The sequence below is a fragment of the Sinorhizobium numidicum genome, from assembly GCF_029892045.1.
Lineage (GTDB): Bacteria > Pseudomonadota > Alphaproteobacteria > Rhizobiales > Rhizobiaceae > Sinorhizobium > Sinorhizobium numidicum.
Window position 1 is genome coordinate 2,203,618 of sequence record NZ_CP120367.1, and the last position, 15,572, is coordinate 2,219,189.

A 15,572-nucleotide genomic window follows, 5' to 3' on the forward strand; every position below is an offset into this window, starting at 1 on the left:
CCGTGCGCGGGATGTCGCGCGCCTCGTCCTCCGGGCGCATTGTCATGCCGCCTGCATGTCGGTGCGTGAGAAATCATCACCTTTGAAGAGCAGCGGTTCGTTGCGCGTCTTGGCCAGCGCATAGGAGAAACAGTCTCCATAATTCAGACCTGCCGGATGTCGGCCTTTGCCGTAGCTGCGCCAGGCTCGCCTTGCGACGGCGATCTGCTCCGCGTCGACGGCGACGATTTCGACGCCCGCCTTGTAGAGCCATAGATCGAGCTCGGCGGCACCTGCCTCGCCGAGGCGCGCCTCGATGACGATTGCCAGTTCAAGGACTGTCGCGGCCGAGATGAAGCGCCGTGGAGCGTCGACGACTTTTTGCTCGTAGCTTTCCGCTTCCGGCTCATTGAATGCGATCGCGACGATGGCGGAGGTGTCGATGACCATCAGTTGGGGAGCCCGTTTTCGTCATACCCCAAAATCTCATCGGCAGAGCGGTTGTCGAGCACCGGCAGCTTCGCCCAGCGTCGACGGCTGGCGGCAAGCTCCTCGAGAAGAACATCGCGATTTCCCGTGTTTGCGAGACGCCGCAGCCGCTCTTCCAGTGCGCGGCGGGTCGCCATGGTAATAGTTTCACCAGTCTTCTCGGCCAGTGCCTTTGCCAGGCGTTCCGTCTCTAGATCTTTAATGCTGAGCGCCATTTCTGGTTCCTTGGTTCCTCGTTGTCCATATTCTACCTAGCTCCGGCGCAGGCGCAAGGGTTGGATACGCCGCCTAGCGGTATGCGGCCGACGCGACTTTAGCGGCTTCGCGCCGTGAAATTAATCACTATCGATACTGGGTCCCTATCGATAGTGACGCGACGCCGAAATCAGCGTCCGCGTGACGGAAAGGAAATCAAAGTCTTGTCGCAGACCTTTCCGGAAGATGCGCTGTCTATTTTCCACATCGCTTCAGGTGAACCGTCAAAGGTCGCGCCATGACCGCGATGGAAGTGAGCGAACCCCACTTCGCCGACGGTGGAGTTGGTGGCTTTATCGACGACAAATAAACGGCCGAAGCCGAAGACGCGAGGCTTTGAGATCGCAGGCCTGAAACAGGCCGATATCTCATCGCCATGCTGGCCGAAGCCGGCCAGAAGCACGTGCCCTCGCTTGGCGAGCGGCTTGGATAGATCAAATAGGGAATGGACCGGTCGAAGCGCTGAAAGGGCTTGCCTTTTTCTGGCTTTTCTGTATTATTCAGATTAGTCAGAACGAGGTAAGTTCCATGACCACCAAGACCGTTTCCACCGTCGAATTTATTCGGCATTTCGGGCGCTACCATGACGAGGCCATGCGCGAGCCCATCACCCTTACCAAGCACGGCCGCGCCTCCGTTGTCGTCGTGCCCGTCGATCTTTTCGAGCGCATCACCAAGGGAGCGGATCCGCGCAGGGTCTACCGGACGAGCGAAACGCCGCAAGAACTCAGCGACATGATTCTGTCCGAATTGGACAAGCGCTTGGCTCGCGTTTCCGATGAGCCGCAGAATGACTAAGAAATTCGATGACGGCCAGATCCTCGAATACGAATATTTGTGGGACTGGCAGGCTCAGGCGGGCCGGAGAAATGGCGAGAAAGACCGGCCGGTTTGCCTTGCCATGGTTATCAAGGACGAGCAGCAGGGCATAACGCATTTGATCATCCTGCCGATCTCGGGAGCGCGCCCCGTCCTGATCAGGACGCCTTGGTCATCCCGCCCTTGGAGCTGCGCAGAGCGGGTTTGTCGGACTTCAAATCTGGCTGGATAACCGTCAGCGAATACAACTATGATGTGCTTGAACGGTCCTTCTACTTTGACCCCAATCAGAGACCGCGAGGCCGGTTCAGCGGCCCGTTCATGGACCAAATTCTGATCCGCTTTCGTCGCCACTTGGCGCAAAGGCGCGGTCGCATCGACAGGACGAAGTGAGGGAAGAAGATCGTCGCAGGATCGCGGATTTTGCAGGGCGCCCGGGAAGCTCTTGCTTATGCCAAGGCCGAGGCCGAAACAGTGGAATATGGTGTTCATATTCCAGCAGAGGTTGACGTTCGCGCCATCCGGCAGGGCCGATCCAATGTTGACGCGCCTGTATCCTTCTCACCGTCATCAAGAAGGAGCCGTAAGCGGTAGAGCGGGCGCTGTCCGCAGCCTAAAGCTGATGCCGCAAAAGGAGACTTGCCATGGCAATTGCCGTTAAGCCGAAGGCACCGGCCATCACCCCGGAGGAAATGGAGCGCCGCCGCAAGATGGTGCGCAGCGTTTTCCGCTCGAACGCCATGGAAGGCCTTCGCCTCAGGCTCTACGGCCAAAACTGCATCCCCATCCCGCGCAAATCCGAGCGTCACTACTGGTCGGTGTCTTGTCTGCCGTAGACTTCCGACAAGCCGCTTGTCCGCGTTAATGCGAGCTCGATGGAGCTTTTCACGCTCTATGCGGACGGCGAGGGCATCCGTGCAAGATTCCTGGTGCATCTTTCGGATTTCACCACCGACCATTCACCCGCCCGGGGCCATTTGGACGAACCGTTTCTCGAGCACTGCGTCACGACGCCAGAAGACGTCGGCTATTTCTTCCCGCGCGGCGAGGACATTTTTGGCATAAATGTGCGGGGCTCCGCCTCGATCCACAAATTGCTCGCGACCCGCCACGTGTTGCGCGCCATTCGGAGATTCAATCTGACGCACATGAACCGGGGTCGGAACGCCTACCAGGCGAGCCACTGCTACAGCTTGGCGGATTACTTGCTGGAAGGTTGAGTGGCTCTGGGATGCCCACCACCTTGGCGAGTTTCCCGAGGTCGGGTGGGATTCGAACATCTGCGTCGAGGCAATTCCACGGCCACAGACGACCGTTGAAGCAGCCTAAGTCGCCATTTAGTCGCAGGACGGAAACGACTGCTCATATGGCGCTTTCTTCACGTTCAGACCGAAGGCGGCAATGTGAACTTTCCATCCACCCACCTTTGTCACTCGGTGAAGATGCGGTAAGGACCGGTTCGGGTCGAAGAGAGCCGTTCTTCACGAGCCCTGTGCCCGGCTTGTTGGGAGGATGTTCACGTTCTGGGCTCAAAAGTTCGCATAATGTATCAACGGGAACCTGCGTACTGCCATGCCGCTGATGGTTCAAGGGAAGCGGCCGGTCTTGCCAATTTTTGCCAACGCCGCTATGGTCTTTCGCATGAGCACAATGAACATTTCCTTGCCGGACCATCTCAAGAGCTTCGTCGATGAGCAAGTCGCCGGACGGGGCTATGGGACAAGTAGTGAGTATATTCGGGAGTTGATACGTCGAGATCAGGATCGCCTCGCGTTACGCAGGCTGTTGCTTGACGGAGCCTCGTCCGCACCAACTGAGCCGGTCGATGCGGAATATTTCACCGGTCTGCGTGATCGAGTTCGTGGTCAGCGCAGAACGTGAACGATAAGACCATTATTCCCCGGGAGTTGGGTCGCAGCGACGTCGAGGTGGCCATCGACTATTATGTACGCGAAGCAGGAACCGAGATCGCGCTCGGCTTTATCGACGCTCTTCAAGAGGCGTACTCTTTGATCGCAAGCCATCCGGAGTCCGGGTCGTTGCGGTATGCATACGAGTTGGGATTGCCTGACCTGCGGAGTGTCTCTCTGAGGCGATATCCCTATCTCGTTTTCTATCGCGACCAGCCAGATCATGTCGACGTGTGGCGCGTGCTACATGCCAAGCGGGACATTCCGCAGTGGACGCAGGAGCCGAACAGTCACTGACCGATCGGATATTCTCGTCGTTGGAATCTATTTGGTGGGCCGGAGGTTCGAACCCGTTCAAGGCGAGGGATGAAAGTCGGCTCTGGGGCCGCATTACAGACAGGCCGGTTCCTGAGACAACCCTGCGATAGCTGCCGTTGCCCGGCGTGGCCGGCTTTCTCAAAAAGGATCGGAAAACGGCGCGTCGGTCAGGGCCAGGTGGCCGGACGATGCGGTCTTGGAACTCTTTAGCCCGCGTCGACAACAAACATGCGTGCTTCCTGCGCCGCGTCGCGCTCAACCTTGATCGGCGCGTACTCCGATGACTGATAAAACGCCAGCGCGTCGGCGAGGGTCGCGAATTCGAAGATGCCGGCCATAGGCAATGGCGTCACGTCCCCTTCCAGCAGCTGGGCCACCGGCCCAAAGTGGAGGATGCGGCCTCCCGCTGCCTGTAGCGCTGCCTGAAAGCGCGGCGCCAATGCGGCTTGCCTGGCCGGATTTTTGATACGCAGATTAACGTGGACATAGGCCGTCATGGGCAACTCCTTAACAATGCTGTATATACAGTATTTCATCAGTCGGAGAGTGTCGAGACCTGCAAATGACAGAGGCTTTTGATTTCTATCGCCGCGTCGAAACCGAGTGCCCGGCCTTCCAGGCCCGGGTCACGGCGCGAGCGCTCACGCGCTACTACAATGCCTGCTTTCGGCCCCTGGGGATCACCGCAGAGCAGTTCAGCCTTCTGGTGGGGATTGGAGGCAGCCACGAGCCAACGCTCGCTGAACTGGCGGCGCGCGCCGGGGTCGACGCCACCACTCTCAGCCGCAGCGTAAAGAGCCTCGAACGGAGCAATCTCGTGCGCAATCATGGAGGGCGAGGCCGGGCCGGCAAACGCTTGGTGCTTACCGACGAGGGCCGCCGGTTGATGGACGAGTCCATGGCCGCCTGGGAGCGCGCCCGCACCCGGTTGGCTGAGGCTCTTGGCGAGGAGGCATCGCGTGTTGCGGCGAGCGTCATGTCCCGGCTTGCTGTCGCCGCGCAGGCTGCGACCTCGACGGCCGGGGCGACCTGCGATGGGGCGGAATGACAGGAATCGGCCGACGGCAGACCGTCCGCTGCTACGATACCAACACGAAAAGCAGACGTCTGGATCCTGTCCGCCAAGGTCTTGGATCGGCCCAAAGCGGACAAGAATGCTGGTTCCAGCGGTCATCTGATCCGCCACCCTGATTTCCCTGATCGATGGCGTGCGTCAGGCGAAGTTGAACAATCGCAGTTCCTCGAAGTGCGTCATGTCATTGAAAGCGCAGAAGGCCGGCGGGCGTAGCTCAAGCACCGGTGCGCGCTGCGAGAGCTCGTCCACGACGCTATCCAACATCTGCTGCCAACGCGGGAGCGCCGGCTCGTCCAGCCGCTCGATAACTTAGCTGAAGGTGATGTGAAATTCGTACGTGTCGTGATCCGGATGACGATAGCCGAAGATATCCGCCAAGGCGTCCCGCCAGCCTTTCATTGCCTTGCGATCATCTGCGGTCGGACCTTCGACCACCAGACCCCGTGGCTCTGCTTTCGTCACGCGCACGCGGAAGGGCCGGCAGTCTCTCGCGAAACAGCTCGGTCAGGGTATCGAGATCGACATCAGCCGGCCAGAAAGGCAGCCGCCGTCGGTATTCGATGATTCCCTGAAAAAGCGTCATATGCAGGCTGGAGATCGGCGTGAACGCGAACTGCGACGCTTCCGGCATCGCCAAGTATTTGGCACGCGCCTCGATGAGCGCCTTTTCGGTCTCCGACCCTTCGACGATATGGCAGACGACCGTATTGCCGGGCTCTGGCAGGAAATTCCCCGCACGATCATAGCGCCGGCCCAGCTCTCTCGGCGGCGAGAGATTGTGCACCTTTGAGCAATACAACAGTCCCGGTGAAAGTGAAGAAGTGTCCATATGCCATATCCGTCGAGAAGCAGACTGTGTGCCGCCTATATGCGAGTCGGAAGAAAACCACGTGACACCGGCGGAGTCGCAACGATATCCGCTCTTCGAAGAAACGAAGGACGGCTTGCCTCAGGCTGCCGATGCGAATGGCGGGCATCACCGGCGGGATACCAGCCAATCCCGAACGAACGCGCAATCCTCCGGCCCTATGCTGTGTCCTGCGTTGAGAACATGGTGCCTCGTAACGGCACCAGCGTGCTCCAGGGTCTTAGCCAAGCGGAGGCCGTCGCCTGGTGTCCGACGCTCGTCGTCGCTGCCATCGATAATGAGCACGGGGGTGCCCGGAAGGCGCTCCCGGTGAGGGGTCGCGAACGGTGACAGCGGGCGCAGAAGCACCGCTGCGCCCATCAGGTCCGGGTAGAGCTGAATCAACGCCGCTGCCATGATTGCGCCGTTCGAAAAGCCAATCAGGATCGGAGGCTTCTGGAAGCCATAGCGCACTCCCACATCGTTAATAAACTCTGCGAGCGAGTGCCCCTGCTCGAGAACGCTTGCTTCGTCGATCGATCGATCCTCGAACCGACGGAAGAAAGCATAGCCACGTTCCCACGGAATCGCACCGCGTACCGCGACCGCCGTCGACCCCGGAGCGAATTTGGCCGCAAGCGGCACCATGTCCTGTTCGTCGCGGCCGGAACCGTGCAGAAGCACGAGTGGCGCTCGCGCCGGTTCGGCGCCTGCTATCAACTGATACCGCCAGGTCATACGCCAGGCCTTCCGCTTGTGTCGAGTTGATCAGTCTTGCGGGCGACGCATTCGCATCGGCACCTGAAGTAGACCGAGTCCGGATCGGAGCCCCAGCAATCCCACGCGGCGAGTGCTGCCTGGATTTCGGCGTCTTCAGCCAGCCCCTTAGTGACAAGCTCGGACCCGAGACCGAGAAGGCTTCGCCGCGCATCCGCCACCGTCTCGTTGCGAGCGAACGCGTCTTCGCTGTGGTTCACATAACTCGCCCCGCTCCAGATCGGAACAAAACCATGTGCGCGAAGTACCGAAGCCTGGCGGCGGCCAAATCTGGGAGCTTCCGGATCGGCATGTTCGTACCACCTCTGCCAGAGGTCGAGCGCGGTGCAAAGTCCTTGAGACTCGGGATAAAGAACGTTACCGCCTGCATCGGCATCGCGCGTCGCGAGCAGCCCACCTGGCTTCAGCACTCTTCTTGCCTCGGCGAGTGTTCTTGTCAGTACCTCCTGACTCTGGTGATAGAGGACGGCATGAAAGAACACCGCGTCGACTGTGTCGCTGTCAAACGGCAGCGCGGTCATGTCCGCTTCGATGAAGCTCAAGTTCGCGCGCTCACAACCACGCGCGAGTTGCTTGGCCGCTTCAATTGCTTTGGGTTCCAGGTCTAGTCCAATCACATTCGCCACAACGCTGGCCAAGGCAGCTGTAATCGTTCCAGGACCGCAACCAATGTCCAGGACCGTCATGTCTGGACCGAGGAACGGCAGGAAAAAGGCGACCGAGTCCTTACCCCGCTTCTGTTGGAATGCGAGGATGGAGCTGTTGTGACGCGATTCCTTCATGGTGCATGCCGCGCGGTTGTTCCGATCCGCGCGTGGTATTCGACCGATTCGGTGACTGCGTGATGAAGCTCTCGGATGTCCGGTCCATACCGAACAAAGGCTGCTGTTCCCGACGGGTGTGCGCCACTGAGGAACTGCTGCTCATCGTGGCACATGCGCGATCGATGCCCCGGTAAGCTAAGGTCTCCTGCCCACCCATTCTCAAGCTCAATGAACGCGAATTCCTCGACCCGTTCCTGGTCATCGGCGACCCACGCGATGAATGGCTCGATTGGCCCACTCCAGACCATCCTGAGGTTGGGACACGTGGCTGACGGAGCGATTGTTCCCACCGCCAACGACAACCGCTTCGGCAAGTTCAGCGCGCCAGTGGGTTCGAAGTCCCGAAAACGGACCTTCCTTCGAATGACGCCGTCCTTCCATTGGACCGCAACAGACCTTTGCAGTGACCGCTTCGCGGATCCTGTTCCTGTCGAAGGCTGCTCTCTCGTGAAGCGTCGCCACATGACCGTCTCAGTGGTATCATGAACCAGCACGGTCGCGGTGTCGGGCAGCCGGATGGTGCATGTCGCGTCAATCGCCTGGGCTTCATCCGGCGGATCTCCTGAGGGAGAGACAGCCATGGCAACTGCAAGAGCGGAGCGGCGGCTGGCCGCGATCCTGGCCGCTGACGTCGTCGGCTATTCCCGCCTCGTCGAACATGACGAGGCTGGGACGTTGTCGGCCCTGAAGGTTCTGCGCCGGGATGTGATCGATCCGCTGCTGGCCGAGCATCAGGGCCGTATTGTCAAGCTGATGGGCGACGGTGCGCTCGTGGAGTTCGGCTCGGTCGTCGATGCCGTCGCGTGCGCGGTCGCCATCCAGACGGGCGTTGCCGAGAACCAGGCCGATATCCCAACGGAGCGACGCATCATCTTCCGGATCGGCGTCAATCTCGGTGATGTGATCCACGAGGTTGATGGGGATCTCTACGGCGATGGCGTCAACATCGCGGCCCGCCTCCAGACCCTGGCAGATCCAGGCGGCATTTGCATTTCCGGCACGGCGTACGATCACCTCCAGGGCAAGCTTGACTGCGACTACGAGTACCTCGGCGAACGCGCGCTCAAGAACATGGGGCGGCCGGTGCGACTGTACCGCCCCCTTCTGGAAGGGTCGACCGCACGAACGGCATCGCCCAGGCGCGCACTTCCGGACCGACCATCCATTGCCGTGCTGCCGTTCAACGCCATGAGCGCCGACCCGGAGCAGGACTTCTTCAGCGATGGGCTCACCGAGGACATCACCACCGCGCTATCCAAGCTCAAGGGCTTCTTCGTGATCGCCCGCAACACGATGTTCACCTACAAGGGAAAGCCCGTGGATGTGCGCGCCATCGGGCGCGAGCAGTGTCCGCAAGTCCGGCAACCGCGTGAGGGTGACCGCGCAGCTCATCGATGCGGCCTCCGAAGTCCATCTCTGGGCCGAGAGGTACGACGGCGACCTCGGCGACATCTTCGTCATTCAGGACGAAATCACCGCAAGCGTCGTCGGCCGCATCGGGCCGGAACTCCTGGCGGCAGAGCATGCCCGCGAAAGCCCCAAGCCGCATCATGGCCTTGATGCCTGGGAATGTGTCGTGCGGGCGGTGTTCCTGTGTTCCCAGTTGTCTGAGGAGAGCAGCCGGAAGATGCTCCCCCTGCTCGATCGGGCAATCGGACTGGCTCCCGATTATGCCCAGGCGCTCGCCATGAAAGGTTGGATTACGATGTGGCGCGCGTTCCAGGGGTGGGAGGACATGGGATACGCCCTGGCCCTTGCCAGGGATATCGTCCAACAAGCCATTGCCGCGGACGATAAGGAACCGTGGGCTTACCTTGCGCAGGCGATGATAGCCTTTGCGACGCGTGACAATGTCCTGGCGATGGCAGCGATCAGCCAGGCTGTCGCGATCAACCCCAACTCCGCGTTTGCACACGGCCAGTTGGGACTTGCGCATGCCAACGGGGGCCGCGCGGCGGACGCCATTCCTTGCATCGACTACGCCCTCAGACTGAGCCCGCGCGAGGCTTTTCTCGGCGACTTTCAGTTCTACTACGCCATGGCTTACTTCCAGGGCGCGAATTACGAGCTTGGATTGAGTTATGCACGGGAGGCGCATCGCTTGCGGTCCGGCCACGCGGTTCCGCTGGTCATCGGCACGGCCTGTGCCGGACTTCTGGACAACCAGGAGGCTGCCACGGACTTGCTCGGACGGCTCAAGTCGCTAGTCCCTGACATTTCACGGGACGCGGTCGGAGCAACATCTTCTTTCGTCCGCGCCGAGGATCGGGCGCGCCTGATCGAGGGACTTGCCCGTGCCGGCCTGAATTGACGGGTTGGATTGACCTCGAGAACCGATCGCTTACCGGTGAGGAGCGTTCCCGGCAGCATGTCGCGACGACTTTCGGAATTGTGCTGCGTGGAAGCCCATCTCGCGGCCGCCGCAACAAAGCTGCCAACACGAAGGTCGCTTCAGCTATCGCCGAAACGCTCCCCGTGATTGGCTCATCGCGAGTAAGGGCGTCCGGACGCTGGAAGGCGTGAGTCTGGTGGCGTTTGCTACCGAATGCCGGACCGATGCAGCGGCGATCTAGTCACACGAGCGGCACGTTTCATTGTGGCATCCGCGAAATGAACTTGTGCACCAAGAACGTCCGTTCATGGCGGATATCGTTGAAAAACTCGGCCAGTTAACTGTTCATCGGGCTGTTGCAGCATCTTTCCGGTAGGGATGATCGGTTATCTGCCCCGCACTTTGGCGCAGGGTATCCTTACTGGCTGCTTTTATGCGGCAATGACGCCGTGTGGTGGCCTTTGTGGTCTGAGTTTCGCCAGTCTTCTGAGGTTCTGGGCGGTTGCTGCAAGCAGGAATTCGTCTCGCGCACCACATGGACCTCGCAGCCTCAAACGCGCCATCCGGAGAATGCGTTTGAGGTGAGCGAAGAGCATCTCGACCTTCTTGCGGCGATGCCGGGAACGCTCGTAAGCGGGTGTGGCGGCAATTGCTCTGGCCACATCGCGGGCATCTTCGTTGAGATCACGCGGCACCTTGCGAGCAACTGCATTCGGGCAGCAGCGCTGCTTCAGATCGCACACATCACAGTCCTTCTTGCTGGCCCGATAAAGCCGGGTGCCTTCACTGGTGATGCCCGATCGGGGCGTCGCGTAGGTGCGGCGGAACTGAACCAATTCCTTGCCCGCCGGGCAGATGTAGCGATCTCCCTCGCCATCCCAGGTGAAGTCCGAACGCGAGAAGGTCCCGTCCGTCCTGTTGGATTTATCAAACACGGGAATGTGCGGCGCGATGTCCTTTTCCTTCACCAGCCAGGCAAGATTGTCAGCAGAACCGTAAGCGCTGTCGGCTGCCAGATAGCCTGGCGTCAAGCCGAAGCGGTTCTCGGTTCTGTCGATCATCGTGCGGGATGCTCCGACCTCCGCCTGACGGATCGCTCGCGTCGCCTCGACATCAAGAATGATACCGTGATCAGTATCGATCAGATAATTGGTGGCGTAGGCGAAGAAGGCATGCCCCTTATGAGCACCTGTCCACTGAGCTGCCGGGTCGGATTGCGAAATGAACTTCGGCGTCACCGGCGAGGCAGCGCCAAAAGCAGCGTCATCCAGAACCGCCAAATACTCCTGAACCGAGCGGCCAGCATCGTCTTCGGCTTTCCATTCAGTGCCGGGCACCGAACGCTGCTTGTTGGCGTCCGCCGCGATCAGGCTGGCATCAACCGCAAAGCCTTCTGCTCCCACCAGCCCTTGGGCAAGGCACCGTTCCACCACAGTCTCAAACATGTGCCGGAGGATATCACTTTGCCGGAACCGGCCATGACGGTTCTTCGAAAAGCTGGAATGATCCGGTACCTTTCCGTCCAGGCCAAGGCGGCAAAACCACCGATATGCGAGATTGAGATGGACCTCCTCGCAAAGTCGCCGTTCCGACCGGATACCCATGCTGTAGCCGATGATCAGCATTCGCATCATCAGCTCAGGATCAACTGAGGGCCGACCAGTGTTGCTATAGAAAGGCTTCAACTGTGCTCGAACGCTATCGAGATCGAGGTGACGATCGATCCCGCGCAGCAGATGATCCGCAGGGACATGTTCATCGAGGCAGAAGTCGTAGAAGAGCTGCGCCGGAACCGCCTGACATCCCATCATTCGCCTGATCCCCTGCAAATCACTCAGAGGATTGAATCACGCGTCCCAAGCATCGGCAATGCCAAGTTTTTCAACAATATCCGCGCAAACATGCCGCCTCGCCGATTCACCGAATGTCGGCTTTCGGATCGAGGCTAGCCTACGCCCTATGGCTGGAAGGAGGGCGAAAGCGGCCCGGCATCCGCAAGGCGCTCAAGACCGACGGCATGTGGATGGTGGTCGAGCCGACGGCCGGCGACACACTTGAAGACAATATCAACCCCGTCGGGCGGCTCTACTACTCGGCCTCGACGATGAACTGAGTAGGGGAGCGCCCGCCCGGAGAGACTCTTCTCACCGGATTGAAGGCCATGATAAGAGCCCCCATGGGCATCAAGAACTATCTGATCGAAGGCGGTTCCGGCACTGGAAAAACGTCTGTCGCTACCGAACTGGAGCGGCGGGGCTACCATGTCGTCCATGGTGACCGGGTCTTGGCCTATGTTGGCGACCCCGAGACAGGCCAGGCACTCGCAGGACCGCCCAAAGGCGCGCACCGCATGGTTTGGGGATACGCGCACTGGATCTGGCGGGTCGACAAGGTCCGGGCTATTGCTGCCGACACCACCCATCCTGCCACCTTCTTCTGTGGCGGCTCGCGCAATTTCCACAAATTCCTGGACCTATTCGACAAGGTTTTCGTGCTCGACATCGACGTTGAGACGTTGAACCGACGATTAGATGGGCGGCCGAATGAGCCGGGCTTTGAGCCGGCCGAGCGGGCGCTGGTACTCCGCTACCATCACACTCGGGAACATCTTCCTGCCGGCATCAATATCGACACGGCGAAAACCGTCCCAGGTGTCGTCGACGATATCCTCGCTAAACTCACCTGAAGCCGTGCAGCTATGTGATGGAAGGGAAAGCCCCCGATTATACGGGAAAGACTAGCCGCCTAGACGCTCACTGGCGGCGGTATTTCCGCGTTCGTAGCCGACCGGCAGCTTCCAGAATGACGAACCTGGCGTCCCAACGACCCTCTTCGGGCGCAAAGCGGTCAGCACGACTCCGCCCTTGAGACTCTGCATTGGTGAAGGGAGCCGTATTTCACGGCCTGTGCACGGCTTGTCGCGAGGATGTTCGCGTTCTGTGCTAAGAAGATCGCATAGTGTATCGAATGGAACGCATCCTAGGTCCAGTCGGTCTGCGCTTCGATGGCGAGGGGCCTTTGTCGCGCTCTCCGGACACGCCAATCAATCGGTCGTGAAGGCACTCTTGACGGTACAATCACGGCTGGCTATAGCGGCCATAATCTTGAGTCGATAACTCAAGATATATGCAAAAGAGCGAGCGTGAGTCCGGACCGCATGGGATATTGCCTTCTCTCCCCAGCACAATTGATCCCGACAGAAGAGGTGAATCTCGACAGGGTCGACGCACCGCAGGCCCAAATCCTGCAAGCGGGTTCATGGACCGCGCCAATAACAGTCGAGAAGGATGCCCTGTTCGTGACGGACGGTCATCATCGGCTGACCGTTGCGCACCGCTCCCAACTCGCCATCGTGCCCCTGGTCCGCGACTACCGGGTCGAACACCAACTGCCCAATCCGGTGGCGGGCGCGCAATGACCAGTATAGTCGCCGCCCTGCGCGGCGTCGGACCCGTCTTCGCGCTGCTTTTCGGCCTGCAATTCATTTCCATGGGCGCCATGGAAATGAGCGGTCCCTTCTGGCCGATCCAGATCAAGGCGTTGAGCCCCTCCGACGGCGTCTACGGCCTCGCGGGAATCGCCGTCTATGTCTGCCCCATGCTCGGCGTGTCGCTGACGAGCGCCTTTTGGGGGCGTATGGGCTACCGCTACGGCAATCGTCTGATGATGGTCCGGGCCTTGGCCGGCCTGGCGATCACGCAACTGCTCGTCGCCTTTGCCGAGGACGTCTGGACCATTCTGGCGCTGCGGTTTCTGCAGGGGGCCTGCGCCGGCTATATCGCCCCGGCCCAGGCCTACGGCGTTGAGCTCACCGGCGGGCGCGATCGCGCCGGCCTCTTCGCCTGGCTCCAGGTGGCCACCAATGTCGGCTCACTCGGCGGCGCTTTCCTCGGCGGTCTCATCCTCGACGCCTTGCCCTTCGCGGCCGTCAACCTCACCGACGGCGTCATCTGCGCGGTCTGCGCCGCTGTCGCCTGGGCGAGCCTGCCGCTACCGCCGGAAGGAGCAGGCGGCGCGGGACCGGCCAAGGCGACAACGGTGTCTCGCGCGCCTTCGACCGGCGTACCCGTGCCCGCACTTCTGGTGTTGATGGGCTTGCTGCTTGCGAGCCGGATGATGCTGCAAGTGCCGTTTTCCCTCTACGTGTCGAATGTCTACGGTGCTCAGCATTGGATCACCGGCTTGAGCTACGGCCTTCTTGCGCTCGGTTTTGTCGTCGGCGCGCCGGTGTGGGCGCGGCTCTTCGAGAGGCGTGCACCGTCTTTTGTGCTTGGATGCAGCGTGTTGATCGCGGCCGGCTGTCTCGTGATTACGGGCCTTGCCGGCGCGACCCGCGTCATAAGCCTTTTCGCGGCGCTTTATTTCGCCTGGGGCGCGCTCCTTGGAGGGACAACGCCGGTTCTCCTGGCGCTCGTTTCGGCAGGCAGCCGAAGCGATCGACAAGGGTCGGTCCTCGGGCTTGCGCAAACCTGCCAGCAGGGTGCTTCGGTGGCGGGGATCATTGCCGGCGTTGTCGCCACGCAACGCTTCGGGCTCGAACTGGCATTCCCGGTGGTTGCAAGCCTTTACGGCCTATCACTTCTTGTGGCGCTCGGCCTATGGCTCAAATCGCGCCAATCATTCGACAAAGGAGAATTATCGTGAGGAGAAAACCTTCGGTGCTGCGTGCCGCGATCGCCTTCCTGGCCATACTGATTCCGGCGGTGGCGTTCGCCGGAGAGCAGGCGTCGACGGACAGGCAGGCACCGATCACCGTCACCGACATCGCCGGCCGCGAGGTGACGGTGAATGCGCCGGTCAAGCGCATGCTGCTCGGAGAGGGGCGGCAGCTCTATCTCGTCGCCTCTTTGGAACCGGAAGACCCGCTGGCGCGCGTCGTCGCATGGCGCAACGATCTGATAGAGGCCGATCCGGCGACCTACGCGCAATACCTCGGAGCCTTTCCCAAGCTGGCGAAGCTCCAGGCCTTTCCGGGCCAGGAGAATGGCTTGATCGACATAGAGTCGACCATCGTCCTGAAGCCCGATGTGGTCCTGCTCAATCTCGAGGCCATGCGCGCCAACGAGGACGCTAAATATATTGAAAAGCTGGCCGAGCTGAAGATTCCGGTTCTCTACATCGACTTCCGCCATTATCCGCTGAAGAACACCGAACCGACCATTCGCCTCCTCGGCAAGATCATGGGGCGCGAGGCACGCGCGGAAGAAATCATCGCGTTCCGCCACGAGGCGATGGCCCGCGTCACCGACGTCATCGCCCAGGCGAAGCCGGAGCGCCCCAGGGTCTTCATCGAACGGATTGGCGGCTATGCCGATGATTGCTGCCTTACTTTCGGCGCCGAGAACTTCGGCAAATATGCCGAGCTCGCCGGCGGACACAATATCGGCAGCGACATTCTTCCCTCGACCTTCGGACAGCTCAATCCCGAGCAAGTGATTGCAGCCAATCCCGAACATGTCGTCGTCACCAGCGCCGACTGGGAGGCCTATGTGCCCGGCGGGCACTGGATCCCGCTCGGCCCCGGCGCCGACCCGAACGTGACGCGCCAGAAGCTCGAATGGTACACCAGCCGCAGCGCCTATACCGACATCGCAGCGCAGAAGGCTCGGAACTTCCACGGCATCTGGCATCAGTTCTACAACAGCCCCTACGAGTTCGTCGCCGTCCAGCAACTGGCGAAATGGTTCCATCCGGACCTCTTCGCCGATCTTGATCCGGACGCGACATTTGCGGAGTATCACCGCCGCTTCCTGCCCATTCCCTATCGGCCGGGCTATGCCATCAGCCTTGCTGGCAGCGCGGAGTGAAGGTGCAGAGAAATGGCCGGCCGCTGCCAGCTCATTCTCAGTAGGCAATGAGGAAGCGGCGTCCGGCAGCCGAACCTAAAAATGCTTTTAGCGGGCGGGGTTCAACGAAGAGCCTCGCCTTTGCTTTTTGCGCAGCGGCA

Annotated in this window: 16 protein-coding genes and 4 pseudogenes; 12 read left to right on the top strand and 8 right to left on the bottom strand. The window is 60.5% G+C overall.

The annotated features are described in order from the left end of the window. Window positions 1-42: 42 nt before the first annotated feature. From PYH37_RS10465 to PYH37_RS32225, 3 genes are all read right to left on the bottom strand, one after another. Window positions 43-429, bottom strand: coding sequence for a type II toxin-antitoxin system VapC family toxin (locus PYH37_RS10465; protein WP_280731348.1), 387 nt, complete (start codon window positions 427-429; stop codon window positions 43-45). Beyond that, a complete protein-coding gene (locus PYH37_RS10470; RefSeq protein ID WP_280731349.1) occupies window positions 429-683 on the bottom strand; it encodes a type II toxin-antitoxin system VapB family antitoxin in 255 nt (84 codons plus the stop codon). The genes PYH37_RS10465 and PYH37_RS10470 overlap by 1 nt, the downstream gene beginning before the upstream one ends. 170 nt (window positions 684-853) lie before the next feature. Further along, entirely contained in the window at window positions 854-1,126 is a 273-nt protein-coding gene (locus tag PYH37_RS32225) for a hypothetical protein (RefSeq protein WP_342394626.1), read from the bottom strand. A gap of 125 nt (window positions 1,127-1,251) precedes the next feature. On the opposite strand from PYH37_RS32225, the gene PYH37_RS10480 reads away from it, so the two are divergent. From PYH37_RS10480 to PYH37_RS10500, 5 genes and pseudogenes are all read left to right on the top strand, one after another. Continuing rightward, window positions 1,252-1,521 carry a type II toxin-antitoxin system prevent-host-death family antitoxin gene (locus tag PYH37_RS10480; RefSeq protein ID WP_280731350.1) on the top strand — a complete coding sequence of 90 codons (270 nt, stop codon included), beginning with the start codon at window positions 1,252-1,254 and terminating at the stop codon, window positions 1,519-1,521. Then, entirely contained in the window at window positions 1,514-1,774 is a 261-nt protein-coding gene (locus PYH37_RS10485) for a hypothetical protein (RefSeq protein ID WP_280731351.1), read from the top strand. The genes PYH37_RS10480 and PYH37_RS10485 overlap by 8 nt, the downstream gene beginning before the upstream one ends. Before the next feature lie 454 nt (window positions 1,775-2,228). Then, window positions 2,229-2,762, top strand: a pseudogene (locus PYH37_RS10490) (hypothetical protein); the annotation flags it as partial. 385 nt (window positions 2,763-3,147) lie between these two features. Continuing rightward, window positions 3,148-3,423 carry a type II toxin-antitoxin system ParD family antitoxin gene (locus PYH37_RS10495; RefSeq protein ID WP_425336083.1) on the top strand — a complete coding sequence of 92 codons (276 nt, stop codon included), beginning with the start codon at window positions 3,148-3,150 and terminating at the stop codon, window positions 3,421-3,423. Then, window positions 3,420-3,749 carry a type II toxin-antitoxin system RelE/ParE family toxin gene (locus tag PYH37_RS10500; RefSeq protein WP_280731352.1) on the top strand — a complete coding sequence of 110 codons (330 nt, stop codon included), beginning with the start codon at window positions 3,420-3,422 and terminating at the stop codon, window positions 3,747-3,749. The genes PYH37_RS10495 and PYH37_RS10500 overlap by 4 nt, the downstream gene beginning before the upstream one ends. Window positions 3,750-3,976: 227 nt before the next feature. On the opposite strand, the gene PYH37_RS10505 is transcribed toward PYH37_RS10500, so the two are convergent. Then, window positions 3,977-4,267: a DUF1330 domain-containing protein gene (locus tag PYH37_RS10505; RefSeq protein WP_280731353.1), complete on the bottom strand. Its 291-nt coding sequence runs from the start codon at window positions 4,265-4,267 to the stop codon at window positions 3,977-3,979. Between the two features lie 65 nt (window positions 4,268-4,332). On the opposite strand from PYH37_RS10505, the gene PYH37_RS10510 reads away from it, so the two are divergent. Next, entirely contained in the window at window positions 4,333-4,818 is a 486-nt protein-coding gene (locus PYH37_RS10510) for a MarR family winged helix-turn-helix transcriptional regulator (RefSeq protein WP_280731354.1), read from the top strand. A 165-nt stretch (window positions 4,819-4,983) separates the two neighbouring features. Here the strand turns inward: PYH37_RS10510 and PYH37_RS10515 are convergent. The 3 genes and pseudogenes from PYH37_RS10515 to PYH37_RS10525 all read right to left on the bottom strand — a co-directional run bounded on the left by PYH37_RS10515 (window position 4,984) and on the right by PYH37_RS10525 (window position 7,251). Next, window positions 4,984-5,674, bottom strand: a pseudogene (locus PYH37_RS10515) (DUF1868 domain-containing protein). Between the two features lie 147 nt (window positions 5,675-5,821). Further along, a complete protein-coding gene (locus PYH37_RS10520) occupies window positions 5,822-6,430 on the bottom strand; it encodes an alpha/beta hydrolase (RefSeq protein ID WP_280731355.1) in 609 nt (202 codons plus the stop codon). Further along, window positions 6,427-7,251 carry a class I SAM-dependent methyltransferase gene (locus PYH37_RS10525; protein ID WP_280731357.1) on the bottom strand — a complete coding sequence of 275 codons (825 nt, stop codon included), beginning with the start codon at window positions 7,249-7,251 and terminating at the stop codon, window positions 6,427-6,429. The genes PYH37_RS10520 and PYH37_RS10525 overlap by 4 nt, the downstream gene beginning before the upstream one ends. A gap of 621 nt (window positions 7,252-7,872) precedes the next feature. On the opposite strand from PYH37_RS10525, the gene PYH37_RS10530 reads away from it, so the two are divergent. Continuing rightward, window positions 7,873-8,853 carry an adenylate/guanylate cyclase domain-containing protein gene (locus PYH37_RS10530; RefSeq protein WP_280731358.1) on the top strand — a complete coding sequence of 327 codons (981 nt, stop codon included), beginning with the start codon at window positions 7,873-7,875 and terminating at the stop codon, window positions 8,851-8,853. Between the two features lie 1,203 nt (window positions 8,854-10,056). Here PYH37_RS10530 and PYH37_RS10535 read toward each other — a convergent pair. Then, window positions 10,057-11,436 (bottom strand): transposase, encoded by a 1,380-nt coding sequence (locus PYH37_RS10535; protein ID WP_280731359.1) that lies wholly within the window; start codon window positions 11,434-11,436, stop codon window positions 10,057-10,059. Window positions 11,437-11,615: 179 nt separating this feature from the next. Here PYH37_RS10535 and PYH37_RS10540 point away from each other — a divergent pair. From PYH37_RS10540 to PYH37_RS10560, 5 genes and pseudogenes are all read left to right on the top strand, one after another. After that, window positions 11,616-11,732 (top strand): annotated as a pseudogene (locus PYH37_RS10540) (SAM-dependent methyltransferase); the annotation flags it as partial. Between the two features lie 69 nt (window positions 11,733-11,801). Beyond that, window positions 11,802-12,311 (top strand): DEAD/DEAH box helicase family protein, encoded by a 510-nt coding sequence (locus PYH37_RS10545; protein ID WP_280732475.1) that lies wholly within the window; start codon window positions 11,802-11,804, stop codon window positions 12,309-12,311. Window positions 12,312-12,782: 471 nt separating this feature from the next. Then, window positions 12,783-12,989, top strand: a pseudogene (locus PYH37_RS10550) (ParB N-terminal domain-containing protein); the annotation flags it as partial. A 50-nt stretch (window positions 12,990-13,039) separates the two neighbouring features. Then, window positions 13,040-14,269, top strand: a complete 1,230-nt coding sequence (locus PYH37_RS10555) for an MFS transporter (RefSeq protein WP_280731360.1) — start codon at window positions 13,040-13,042, stop codon at window positions 14,267-14,269. A gap of 14 nt (window positions 14,270-14,283) precedes the next feature. Then, window positions 14,284-15,432 carry an ABC transporter substrate-binding protein gene (locus tag PYH37_RS10560; protein WP_425336084.1) on the top strand — a complete coding sequence of 383 codons (1,149 nt, stop codon included), beginning with the start codon at window positions 14,284-14,286 and terminating at the stop codon, window positions 15,430-15,432. The last annotated feature ends 140 nt before the right edge of the window (window positions 15,433-15,572 follow it).

Excerpts from the sequence above, each read along its gene's own strand:
- PYH37_RS10480 (WP_280731350.1), top strand. The coding sequence starts at position 1,252 with ATGACCACCAAGACCGTTTCCACCGTCGAATTTATTCGGCATTTCGGG.
- PYH37_RS10520 (WP_280731355.1), bottom strand. The coding sequence starts at position 6,430 with ATGACCTGGCGGTATCAGTTGATAGCAGGCGCCGAACCGGCGCGAGCG.
- PYH37_RS10510 (WP_280731354.1), top strand. The coding sequence starts at position 4,333 with ATGACAGAGGCTTTTGATTTCTATCGCCGCGTCGAAACCGAGTGCCCG.
- PYH37_RS10555 (WP_280731360.1), top strand. The coding sequence starts at position 13,040 with ATGACCAGTATAGTCGCCGCCCTGCGCGGCGTCGGACCCGTCTTCGCG.
- PYH37_RS10505 (WP_280731353.1), bottom strand. The coding sequence starts at position 4,267 with ATGACGGCCTATGTCCACGTTAATCTGCGTATCAAAAATCCGGCCAGG.
- PYH37_RS10525 (WP_280731357.1), bottom strand. The coding sequence starts at position 7,251 with ATGAAGGAATCGCGTCACAACAGCTCCATCCTCGCATTCCAACAGAAG.
- PYH37_RS10470 (WP_280731349.1), bottom strand. The coding sequence starts at position 683 with ATGGCGCTCAGCATTAAAGATCTAGAGACGGAACGCCTGGCAAAGGCA.
- PYH37_RS10535 (WP_280731359.1), bottom strand. The coding sequence starts at position 11,436 with ATGATGGGATGTCAGGCGGTTCCGGCGCAGCTCTTCTACGACTTCTGC.
- PYH37_RS10545 (WP_280732475.1), top strand. The coding sequence starts at position 11,802 with ATGGGCATCAAGAACTATCTGATCGAAGGCGGTTCCGGCACTGGAAAA.
- PYH37_RS10485 (WP_280731351.1), top strand. The coding sequence starts at position 1,514 with ATGACTAAGAAATTCGATGACGGCCAGATCCTCGAATACGAATATTTG.
- PYH37_RS10530 (WP_280731358.1), top strand. The coding sequence starts at position 7,873 with ATGGCAACTGCAAGAGCGGAGCGGCGGCTGGCCGCGATCCTGGCCGCT.
- PYH37_RS10465 (WP_280731348.1), bottom strand. The coding sequence starts at position 429 with ATGGTCATCGACACCTCCGCCATCGTCGCGATCGCATTCAATGAGCCG.